This window comes from Pseudonocardia kongjuensis, from assembly GCF_039526905.1.
Classification (GTDB): Bacteria; Actinomycetota; Actinomycetes; order Mycobacteriales; family Pseudonocardiaceae; genus Pseudonocardia; species Pseudonocardia kongjuensis.
Map to the genome: position 1 here is coordinate 388,002 of NZ_BAAAJK010000007.1, position 9,595 is coordinate 397,596.

12 protein-coding genes are annotated in these 9,595 nt (G+C 75.5%); 10 read left to right on the top strand and 2 right to left on the bottom strand.

What is annotated here, in order from left to right; all coding sequences use genetic code 11:
• The first annotated feature begins 113 nt into the window (after positions 1 to 113).
• The 8 genes from ABD160_RS12160 to ABD160_RS12195 all read left to right on the top strand — a co-directional run bounded on the left by ABD160_RS12160 (position 114) and on the right by ABD160_RS12195 (position 4,396).
• A complete protein-coding gene (locus ABD160_RS12160) occupies positions 114 to 953 on the top strand; it encodes a class I SAM-dependent DNA methyltransferase (RefSeq protein ID WP_344021595.1) in 840 nt (279 codons plus the stop codon).
• A gap of 109 nt (positions 954 to 1,062) precedes the next feature.
• Positions 1,063 to 1,536 carry a hypothetical protein gene (locus ABD160_RS12165; protein WP_344021597.1) on the top strand — a complete coding sequence of 158 codons (474 nt, stop codon included), beginning with the start codon at positions 1,063 to 1,065 and terminating at the stop codon, positions 1,534 to 1,536.
• A gap of 158 nt (positions 1,537 to 1,694) precedes the next feature.
• On the top strand, positions 1,695 to 2,180 hold the full coding sequence (locus tag ABD160_RS12170) for an Asp23/Gls24 family envelope stress response protein (RefSeq protein ID WP_344021599.1): 486 nt from the start codon (positions 1,695 to 1,697) through the stop codon (positions 2,178 to 2,180).
• Positions 2,177 to 2,572: a hypothetical protein gene (locus ABD160_RS12175; protein ID WP_344021601.1), complete on the top strand. Its 396-nt coding sequence runs from the start codon at positions 2,177 to 2,179 to the stop codon at positions 2,570 to 2,572. The genes ABD160_RS12170 and ABD160_RS12175 overlap by 4 nt, the downstream gene beginning before the upstream one ends.
• 58 nt (positions 2,573 to 2,630) lie before the next feature.
• Positions 2,631 to 2,843: a hypothetical protein gene (locus tag ABD160_RS12180; RefSeq protein ID WP_425563605.1), complete on the top strand. Its 213-nt coding sequence runs from the start codon at positions 2,631 to 2,633 to the stop codon at positions 2,841 to 2,843.
• Between the two features lie 7 nt (positions 2,844 to 2,850).
• Positions 2,851 to 3,261: an Asp23/Gls24 family envelope stress response protein gene (locus ABD160_RS12185; RefSeq protein WP_344021603.1), complete on the top strand. Its 411-nt coding sequence runs from the start codon at positions 2,851 to 2,853 to the stop codon at positions 3,259 to 3,261.
• Complete coding sequence (locus ABD160_RS12190) at positions 3,258 to 3,797, top strand: DUF6286 domain-containing protein (protein ID WP_344021605.1); 540 nt, start codon at positions 3,258 to 3,260, stop codon at positions 3,795 to 3,797. Before ABD160_RS12185 ends, ABD160_RS12190 begins: the two co-directional genes overlap by 4 nt.
• Positions 3,797 to 4,396, top strand: a complete 600-nt coding sequence (locus ABD160_RS12195) for an alkaline shock response membrane anchor protein AmaP (protein ID WP_344021607.1) — start codon at positions 3,797 to 3,799, stop codon at positions 4,394 to 4,396. The genes ABD160_RS12190 and ABD160_RS12195 overlap by 1 nt, the downstream gene beginning before the upstream one ends.
• Here ABD160_RS12195 and ABD160_RS12200 read toward each other — a convergent pair.
• Together ABD160_RS12200 and ABD160_RS12205 are read right to left on the bottom strand one after the other, a co-directional pair.
• Complete coding sequence (locus tag ABD160_RS12200; protein ID WP_344021609.1) at positions 4,393 to 5,238, bottom strand: hypothetical protein; 846 nt, start codon at positions 5,236 to 5,238, stop codon at positions 4,393 to 4,395. The genes ABD160_RS12195 and ABD160_RS12200 overlap by 4 nt on opposite strands.
• 199 nt (positions 5,239 to 5,437) lie before the next feature.
• Entirely contained in the window at positions 5,438 to 6,382 is a 945-nt protein-coding gene (locus ABD160_RS12205) for an aldo/keto reductase (protein ID WP_344021611.1), read from the bottom strand.
• 89 nt (positions 6,383 to 6,471) lie between these two features.
• Here ABD160_RS12205 and ABD160_RS12210 point away from each other — a divergent pair, with 89 nt between their 5' ends.
• Complete coding sequence (locus ABD160_RS12210; protein ID WP_344021613.1) at positions 6,472 to 7,026, top strand: Chromate resistance protein ChrB; 555 nt, start codon at positions 6,472 to 6,474, stop codon at positions 7,024 to 7,026.
• A complete protein-coding gene (locus ABD160_RS12215; protein WP_344021615.1) occupies positions 7,023 to 9,590 on the top strand; it encodes a cation-translocating P-type ATPase in 2,568 nt (855 codons plus the stop codon). Before ABD160_RS12210 ends, ABD160_RS12215 begins: the two co-directional genes overlap by 4 nt.
• Positions 9,591 to 9,595: the final 5 nt, after the last annotated feature.

Below are 9,595 nucleotides of genomic sequence, written 5' to 3' on the forward strand. Positions count from 1 at the left end.
GCCCGGACGATCACCGCATCGGGGGTTGCTCCGCCTTCCGGGTAACGCGCGACCCGCCCAGGCGCGACACACCGGTCGTACCGCCCGTTCCCCACCCTTTCCGGAGCGCCCCGATGGCTGATGACCAGACCGCACGCCCGTCGCCGGTCGCACTCGCCCGCCGGGCCGCCCGGCTGACGCTCAGCGCGGGGGTCCGGGCCACCGCGGCGCCGGTCCGCGGCCTCGCCCGGCTCGGCCGGGACGACGCGGACCCGCGCTGGGCCGGGCAGACCTGGCTCTGGCAGCCCGGCTGGGGGCGGCGCACGCACGACCGGCTCTACCGGCATCCGGATCCGTACTCGATCGGGCTCAACCCCTACGAGCAGCAGAAGTACGCCGCCGTGATGGACGCGCTGTCCGGCCGCCGGTTCCGGCGGGTGCTGGAGGTCGGCTGCGGCGAGGGCGACCTGTCGGTGCGGCTCGCCGGGCACGCCGACGCGCTGCTCGGCGTGGACATCTGCACCGCGGCGGTGGAGCGGGCGGCCGCCCGGGTCCCGTCGGGGACGTTCGTCCGCCGGACGCTGCCGCGCGAGATGCCGGACGGAACGTTCGACCTGATCGTCTGCAGCGACGTCCTCTACTACTGGGAGCCGGTGACCCTGCGGGTCGGCATCGCGGCCCTGCTGGACCGGCTGCGGCCGGGCGGTGCGCTGCTGGCCTACCACTACCGCGGCGACTTCGGGCAGGTGAACACCGCCGACGCGGTGCACGACGGGCTGCACGCGGCCGGCACCGCGCGCGGCCTGGACGCCCGCCGGCAGGAGACCGTCGAGGGGGTCGGCCCCGGGGCGGCCGGGGCCCGGTTCTCGCTGGTCGTGCGGCCGGTCACCGCGCAGCCGCCGGTCGGCGGTGCGGCGGCGGTGCCGCAGCCGCGCACCGCGGGCACCGACGCACCCGCCCGCCCGCGTTCCTGAGTACCGGGCTGCACCGGACGGCAGAGCGTCCGCTGGACCGTCCGGCAGTTGTCGTCAGGGCGACGTGGACCTGTCGCGGCCTGCGCGAACGCAGTTAGCGTTGCGCCCCATGACGGTCGACGCGGACGGTCCCGCCGGGATGGCCGACGCCCGGCGGGTGGTGACGATCCCGGAGCTCTCGGCGCCCAGCTACCTGCAGGCGGTGCTCTCGGTCGCCTACCGCGACGAGCGCAACAGCGTCCCGCTCACCGTCGCGACCCCGGCCGGGCTGGTGTTCGGCAACGCGGTGCATCCCGCCGCCTGGCTGCGCCGGCTCGGCGACCAGCTGCGCGGCCTGACCGCCGACGACCCGCGCAACGAGTCGGCGCAGGCGATGGCGCAGATGTTCGACGACATGGCCGACGGCCGCGGCGACGAGCGCCCCGGCGTGGACGTCCCGGTGAAGGACATCCACTGGATCTACTTCACCGACGCGCTGATCGTGCCGACGGCGGCGGCCGGGCCGAACTACGTCGATCCGGCCTGCTGGCAGGTGGCGCTGCGCGAGGTCACCGCCTGGACGATCGGCCTCCCTCCACGATAGTGACCACGGTCACTCACACCTTCGCGTGAGGATCGGCCGTTGCGGGGCCTCACACGTGTGTCGGGCGGATCAACGGGGCACTGGATGTCACCAGGCCCGATCCGGTTCCCTCACCCGGCCCGACGGATCTCGGGCCACGATCAGGAGGCGTGAACACCATGAGCACCACCACCGACGCGAAGACCACCGCAGCGAAGGCCCCGGCCGTCACCGGCACCCCGTCGGCCCTGCAGTCCGAGCACGGCAGCACCCGGATCGCCGAGACCGTCGTCTCGAAGATCGCCGGGCTGGCCGCCCGCGAGGTCAACGGCATCTACGCACTCGGCGGCGGCGCGGCCCGCGCGTTCGGCGCGCTGCGCGAGCGCATCCCGGGCGGCACCACCAACGCCTCGCAGGGCGTCTCGGTCGAGGTCGGCGAGAAGCAGGCCGCGGTCGACATCAACGTCGTCGTCGAGTACGGCGTGTCCATCGCGGACCTGGCGAAGGCCGTGCGCCGCAACGTCATCTCCGCGCTGGAGCGGATGACCGGGCTCGAGGTCGTCGAGGTCAACATCTCGGTCGACGACGTGCACCTGCCGTCCGACGACGACCACGAGGACGCCAAGGAGACGAAGCGGATCGACACCCCGTCGCGGGTGGCGTGAACGCCCCGGTCGCCGCGGCCGGAACCGATGCCGACCGGATCGCCGTCGCCACGCTGAGCTGCCCCGCGGTGGCCCGGCTGCACGGCGGCCGGTTCGGCGAGGTAGCAACCTACCTGCCCGGCCGCCGGATCGGCGGCGTCCGTCTGCGGTCCACACCGGACGGCGATCCGGTCGGCGTGCAGGTCGAGGTGCACGTCGTCGGGCGCTACCCGGCGGCGGTCGCCGAGATCGCCGACCAGGTCCGCACCGCGCTGCGCCCGATCGTCGGGTCGGCCCGGGTGGACGTGGTGGTCGGCGACTACGCCGGCGAGACCGAACCGGCACCCGTCCGGCCATCGGACTCGACACCGGCCACCGGCGAGATCGAGCACCCGTCCGCGGACCGCGGCTGAACCGCCGCCGGAGCTCCATCCACCCGGCTCCATCCACCTCTTCAAGGACGTGACCGCGATGCCCACTATCACCAACACCCAGATCGGCCTGCTCGCCGGCCTGCTCCTCGGTATCGCCGGGGTGGTCGGCGGGTTCGGCGGGTTCGTCGTCGCACTCGTACTGGGTGCGGGCGGCCTGCTCGCCGGACGCTGGCTGGACGGCGGGCTCGACCTGACCGAGCTCTCCGAGCGCTCCGGGCTGACCGGGCGCGGTTCCGACCGGGTCCGGTGATCCGGCCGTGACCACCACCGTCCCGGAGTCACCCGGCGCACCCACCGTCGATCCGGCCGCCGAGCAGCGCGGCCGGGTCGACGTGGCCGACCAGGTCGTCGAGAAGATCGCGGTCGCCGCGCTCGCCGAGACCGACGGTGTCGGCGGCGCGACCGGGACCGTCGACCGGATGCTCGGCCGCGACGAGAGCGGCGGCCGCCCCCGGGTGACCGCCTCGGTGTCCGGCCGGTCGGTCCGGCTCGACGCCCGGATCTCGGTCGGCTACCCGTCCCCGGTCGCCGCGACCTGCGACCGGGCCCGCGCACACGTCGTGCAGCAGGTGCAGTCGCTGACCGGCCTGGACGTGGCCCGGGTGGACATCGCGGTCGCCGCGCTGACCCACCCGCGGTCGGCCTCGACGGGGAGGGATCTCGCATGATCCGCCGTCCCCGCCGCTCGGTCGCCGCGTCGCTGGTCGCGCTGGTGCTGCTGGCGGTCTGCGTGCTGCTGGCGGTGGCCGTGGTGCAGCAGCTGCTCGGGCAGCAGCCGGTGCTGCCGTTCACCGACCTGAACGCGCTCGCGGCCGGCCTGACCGGCGCCGACGTCGCGTTCCTGGTGCTGTCCGGGGTGCTCGCGCTGGCCGGTCTCGTCCTGGTCCTGGTCGCGCTGCGGCCCGGCACCCCCACCGTGCTGCCGCTGGCCGGCCGGGACGGCGCCGCCGCGACCGACACCGGCATCACCCGGCGCAGCCTGGACCGGGCGCTGTCCGACGCCGCCACCGGCGTCGACGGGATCGCCCGGGCGAACGTGTCCAGCACCCGCCGCCGGGCGACGGTGTCGGCGCACGCGTCGTTCGGCGACGCGACCGCGCTGCGCACCGCCGTCCGGGACGCGGTGTCCGAGCGGCTCGCCGCGATCGGCCCGGCCCGCAGCCCGCGGGTCCGGGTGAAGGTCACCGGAACGAAGGAGTCGTGATGGCCGCCGCCAATCGCCCGGCCCGCCTCAACCGGAGCCTGCTGCTGCTGATCGGCCTCGTGCTGCTGGTGGCGGGCGCGGCCGGGCTGGCGTTCGGCACCGGATCGCTGCGGGCGCTGCTGCCCGGTCTCGATCCCTCGGTGCCGCTGCTGCCCGCCGCGCTCGATCCGCCGCCCTGGGTGCCGTGGGTGACGCTGGGCGCGGCCGTCGTCGTCGGGCTGCTGGCCCTGCGCTGGCTGCTGGCCCAGGCCCGGCGCCGGCCGCGGACCTCGGACTGGACGCTGCCCGCGGCGCAGGTCGCCGGCCGCGACGCCGGGATCACCCGGCTGCACTCCGATCACGCCGCCGCCGCGCTCGCCGCCGACGTCGAGTCCTACGACGGCGTCCAGCGGGCGGCCGCCGTGCTCGTCGGCGACCGGGCCCGGCCCGAGGTGCACCTGGACGTCACCGCGGAGACCGGGGCCGACCTGGCCGCGCTGCGCGACCTGATCGACGACCACGCACTGCCCCGGCTGCGGGCGGCGCTCGGCGCCGACGGCGGCCGGACCGAGCTGGTGCTGCGGCTGGTGGAGCCGAAGCGGACCACCCGCGTCGGTTAGCGGGAACCGTCCACGAAGGTGGTCCCGGCGATCCGCAGGCCGCTGCCGCCCGCCATCCGCAGCAGCCCGGCCATCGCGATCACCAGCCCGGCCATCTCGCAGGTCTCCTCGGCGCCGGCCAGCAGGTTGTAGCCGAACGCGTGCACGTCGCCGGTCTGCTCGAACACCAGCCCGCCGACGGCCTCCAGGCCGACCGCGCCGAACAGGAACACGGCGGCACCGGCCACCACGATCCAGCTGCCCGGGCGGCGCAGCAGCATCGGCAGGCAGAGCGCGGCGAGCACCAGGACCAGCACCGACGCCGGGATGATCCAGGCGTAGGTCAGCAGGCCGCTGGTGCCGAACGTGGTGTGGATGACCCAGCTGACCTGCTCGTGGTTCGCGGCGGTCTCGTCCATCGCGACGACCGCGCAGGCCAGGCTCAGCAGGATCCACCGCCAGCGCTCGCGGCGCACCGAGTTGGCCGCGATCAGCGCGAGGATCGCGGCGTTCGCCAGGTGCATCGCCGAGCTGAACCAGGTGGAGATGTTCAGCTCGTTGCCGAGCCGGATCGGCGCCGGGATCTCGAACCCGGGCCGGCCGATCCCGTACACGGCGGCCCCGAAGTGGGCGGTCGCCAGCAGCGCCGCGATCACGCCGGCGGCCACCACCACCCGGGACGGCCGGAGCAGGGCCAGGTGTGGTGCCCCGGCCGGCGGCTGCGCGGCCGGGGAGGGCTCGGCGGGCGCGGGCGCCCGGGCGCCGGTCGGCGCCGCACCCGCCTCGCGCTCGTCGAACCGCGGGATCACCTCGGTCGCCGGATCCTCGTCGGCGCTGCGCGCCAGGTGGTGCTGGGCGGTCATGTCCCCTCCTTCTGCGCGGCCGGGGGATTCGTCCCGGCACCGGGCCCGCGTGACTCCGCGTCGTTCGGGGAACGGGAGGCGCAGGACGGGCGTCGGGACGTCGGCCGTCAGGTGGCTGAAAGGTAAACGAGCGTCCGTCCCATGGGAAACGCGGCACCGGTCCGCGGCGCAACCATCAGCCGTACGGGGGGCTCCGGCGTCACGACCAGGGGCGGGCCGAACGGGCCGCCCAGTAGGCCTCGGCCGGCTCGGCCAGGGCGGCGAGCTCGTCCGCCGCACCGGCCGGGACCGTCCGGGCCGCACCGGCGACGTTGCTGGCGAGCTGCGCGGTGTCCACCGGCCCGAGCAGCACCCGCCAGGCCCACGGGTTGGCCAGCGCCGCGGCGACGGCGAGCTGGTCCACCGGCAGGCCGAGCCGGTCGGCGAGCGCGACGGCGGCGGCGTCACCGCCCGGGGCCAGCCTGCCGTTCGCGAACACCTCCTTGACGATCACCCGGGCACCGGCGTCGGCGGCCTCGGCGAGTGCGGGCCCGGCCGAGGGTTCGAGCGGGTTCCAGGTGGACTGGAACGAGGTGAACAGCGGCTCGCCGCCCACCCGGACGTCCAGCGCTCGGCGCACCGCGTCGGCCTGCTCCGGGCCGGAGGTGGAGATCCCGACCCGGATGCCGCGGTCGCGCAGGTGGGCGAGCGCGCGGTGCACCCTGGCGTCGTCGAGCACGCCGGTGTCCAGCGTCGCCGAGTGCACGTGGTAGATCCCGAGCCGGTCGCCGAGCAGCTGGCCGGTCAGCGCGTACTGCTCGGTGAAGGCGTCCAGCGAGTGGTCCTTGATCTCGTGCCGGTCGGCGTCCATCCGCCACTCGCCGACGTAGCGGTACCCCCACTTGGAGCCGATCTCGACGTCGTCGATCTCCGGGTGGGCGGCCAGCCAGCCGGCCAGGAACTCCTCCGCACGACCGTAGGAGCGGGCGACGTCGAGATAGCGGATGCCCGCCGCGTGGCCCGCGTCGAGCAGCTCGTGGGTGCGCGCCCGCAGGGTCTCGACGTCCCGGTCGGCGCCGAGCCGCTCGGCGCGGCCGGAGGTGATGTAGGCGGGGCGGGCGATGGCGGCCAGGCCGAGGCCGAGCCGGGACGCGGGGTCGGGCATGGGGACAGCCTGCCGTCCCGGGCCGGGAGCTGCCACCGTCGATGAAACACCTGTTGCATGTGCTTGACCCCGCCCGTAGCGTCCCTGGCATGCCAACCGAGGGCTGGGTCCTGTTGCTCGCCCAGTTGCCGGCCTCGCCGTCGAGTCCGCGGGTGACGCTGTGGCGGCGTGCCCGGGCCGCCGGCGCCGTCGGCCTGCAGAACGGCGCGTGGGTGCTGCCCGCCACCGACGCGCACCGCGAGTTCGTCGAGGGCCTCGCCGGCTACGTCCGGGAGCACGGCGGCACCGCGTACGCGATGGAGACCGTCGCCCGTGACGACGACGGCATCGTCGCCCGGTTCCGCGCCGAGCGGGCCAAGGAGTTCGCCGAGTTCGCCGAACGCACCGGCGCGCTGCTCGCCGAGCTGGAGAAGGAGTCGGCGCGGGACAACTTCTCCTTCGCCGAGCTGGAGGAGAACGAGCAGGACCTCGACCGGCTCACCGGCTGGCTCGCCAAGATCGCCGCCCGGGACTTCTTCCCGGACGAGCGGATCAAGGACGCCGAGTCCATGTTGGACCGCTGCCGCCGGTCGTTGGAGGCCTTCACCGAGGCCGTCTACCGCGCCGAGGGTGTCGCGCCGGACCTGCCGCCGCGCGAGGAATGAGCGCCCACTCCGCCACCGCGGGCGCGGTCGCGGAGGACCTCGGCACCGACCCGGCCGTCGGGCTGGACGACGAGCTGGCCGCCGCCCGGCTCGCCGAGCACGGCCCGAACCGGTGGATCCTGCCGCGCCGGGTCACCTTCCGGCAGGTGCTCGCCGACGAGATCACCGAGCCGATGATGCTGCTGCTGGTCGCGGTGGCGGTGCTCTACGGCATCTGGGGCCGGCTCGAGGACACCGTCGCCATCGTCGCGATCATCGTGGTGGTCGTGCTGGTCGAGGTGTTCGCCGAGTTCCGCGCGAAGTCGGTGATCGCCGCGCTCGGCACGCTGACCGCGCCGACCACGCCGGTGCTGCGCGGCGGCCGCACCCGCTCGGTGCCGACCGAGGACCTGGTGCCCGGCGACGTGCTGCCGCTGGCGGCGGGCACCCGGGTCGCCGCGGACGTCCGGCTGACCGAGACCTGGGGCCTGCGGATCGACGAGTCCGCGCTGACCGGCGAGTCGGTCGCCGCCGCCAAGGACGCCCGGCGGGTGCTCGACGAGACCGCCGCGCTCGGCGACCGCGCCAACCTGGCCTTCGCCGGGACGACCGTCGTCGCCGGGCGGGCCCGCGGCGTCGTCGTCGCCACCGGGACCGCCACCGAGCTCGGCGCGATCACCGGCCTGGTCGTCGCCGGGCGGCCGCCGCGCACCCCGCTGCAGCAGGCCATGCGCGACCTGTCGAAGGCGCTCGCGACGCTGGCGATCGCGTTCAGCGTGCTGGTCCCGCTGATCGGCGTGCTGAGCGGGCAGCCGTGGCGGGAGATGGTGCTGACCGGGCTGACGCTCGCGTTCGCGACCGTCCCGGAGGAGCTGCCGATCATCATCAGCCTGGTGCTGGGCCTCGGCGCGTACCGGCTGTCCCGGCGCCGCGGGCTGGTCCGCAGGCTGCGCGCCGCCGAGTCGCTCGGCGCGGTTACCGTCATCGCCACCGACAAGACCGGCACGCTGACCGAGAACCGGATGGCCGTCGACCACGCCGAAGCGGTGCGCGGCAGCGCCGACGAGCTGCTCGCCGCCGGGGCGGCCTGCACCGAGGCCACCCCGGAACCGGACGGTGGCTGGGCCGGCGACCCGACCGATGTCGCGTTCCTGGTCGCCGCCCGGGACCGCGGTCTGGCACCGCCGCCGGAACCGGTGCACCGGTTCGCCTTCGACCCGGTCCGCGATTCGATGACGGTGGTGCTGCCGGACCGCCGGGTGGTCACCACCGGCGCCCCGGAGTCCGTGCTCGGCCGGTGCCGCGACGCGGACCCGGCCGTGCTCGCCCGGGCCGAGCAGCTGGCGGCCCGCGGCCTGCGGGTGATCGCCGTCGCCGGCCGGACGGCCGCGGAGATCCCCACCCGGGTGGAGGACGCCGAGCGGGACCTGGAGCTCATCGGCCTGGTCGCGCTGTCCGACCCGCCCCGGCCCGGCGCGGCGGACGCGGTCGCCGCGGCGCACCGCGCCGGCATCCGGGTGCTGATGGTGACCGGCGACCATCCGGCGTGCGCCCGGGCGATCGCCGGGCAGGTCGGGATCGACGGCGACGAGCTGCTGACCGGCCCCGAGCTGGACCTGCTCGACGACGACGGGCTCGCCGCCGCGGTCACCCGGGTGACCCTGTTCGCCCGGGTGACGCCCGCGCACAAGCTGCGGCTGGTCACCGCGCTGCAGGACGGCGGGGAGGTGGTCGCGGTGACCGGCGACGGGGTGAACGACGCCCCCGCGCTGGCCCGCGCCGACGTCGGCGTCGCGATGGGATCGTCGGGCACCGACGTCGCCCGGGACGCCGCCGATCTCGTCCTCGCCGACGACGACGTCTCCACCCTCACCCGCGCGCTGCGCGAGGGCCGCACGCTGCACGACAACCTGCGCAAGGGCGTGAAGTACTACCTGGCCTGCAAGGCGGGCCTGGTCGCGACGGCCGCAGCCGGGGTCGCCGCCGGCCTGCCGATCCCGTTCGCGCCGATCCAGATCGTCGTGCTGGAGATGTACATGGACGTCGCGGGGACGGCGACCTTCGCCGCGGAGCGCAGCGAGCGGGACGCCATGGACCGGCGGCCGCGCGGCCGGACGGACCGCTTCCTGGACCGGCCGCTGGTGACCGACCTGCTGGCCGGCGGCGCGTCGCTGTTCGCCGCGGTCGGCGGGCTCTACCTGGTCTCCTCCTTCACCGGGACGGACGCCGCGACCGCCCAGACGCTCGCCTTCGTCGGCTGGATGTCGGGCTATCTCGCGCTGGCCTGGGTGATGCGGACCGAGCGCACGCCGCTGCTGCGGGCCGGCCTGCTCTCCAACCGGTTCCTGCCACTGTGGACGCTGGTCACGGCGGCGTCGCTGGTCGTGGTGACGACGGTGGACCCGCTGCGCGAGGCGCTGCGGCTGGTCCCGCTGACCGGCGGCCAGTGGCTCGCGGCGGTGCTGGTGCCGGTCGTCGCGGTGTCCTGGATCGAGGTGCGCAAGATGGTCCGCGCGCGACGCCCGGCCGATCGTGCCGGACCGCCCGGATCGCAACGTTCGGGACACCCGCGCCGGGACCGCTAACCTCC

Bases quoted from the DNA above. Each gene is read 5' to 3' on its own strand.
- ABD160_RS12160 (WP_344021595.1), top strand. From the start codon at position 114: ATGGCTGATGACCAGACCGCACGCCCGTCGCCGGTCGCACTCGCCCGC.
- ABD160_RS12165 (WP_344021597.1), top strand. From the start codon at position 1,063: ATGACGGTCGACGCGGACGGTCCCGCCGGGATGGCCGACGCCCGGCGG.
- ABD160_RS12170 (WP_344021599.1), top strand. From the start codon at position 1,695: ATGAGCACCACCACCGACGCGAAGACCACCGCAGCGAAGGCCCCGGCC.
- ABD160_RS12180 (WP_425563605.1), top strand. From the start codon at position 2,631: ATGCCCACTATCACCAACACCCAGATCGGCCTGCTCGCCGGCCTGCTC.
- ABD160_RS12190 (WP_344021605.1), top strand. From the start codon at position 3,258: ATGATCCGCCGTCCCCGCCGCTCGGTCGCCGCGTCGCTGGTCGCGCTG.
- ABD160_RS12195 (WP_344021607.1), top strand. From the start codon at position 3,797: ATGGCCGCCGCCAATCGCCCGGCCCGCCTCAACCGGAGCCTGCTGCTG.
- ABD160_RS12200 (WP_344021609.1), bottom strand. From the start codon at position 5,238: ATGACCGCCCAGCACCACCTGGCGCGCAGCGCCGACGAGGATCCGGCG.
- ABD160_RS12205 (WP_344021611.1), bottom strand. From the start codon at position 6,382: ATGCCCGACCCCGCGTCCCGGCTCGGCCTCGGCCTGGCCGCCATCGCC.
- ABD160_RS12210 (WP_344021613.1), top strand. From the start codon at position 6,472: ATGCCAACCGAGGGCTGGGTCCTGTTGCTCGCCCAGTTGCCGGCCTCG.
- ABD160_RS12215 (WP_344021615.1), top strand. From the start codon at position 7,023: ATGAGCGCCCACTCCGCCACCGCGGGCGCGGTCGCGGAGGACCTCGGC.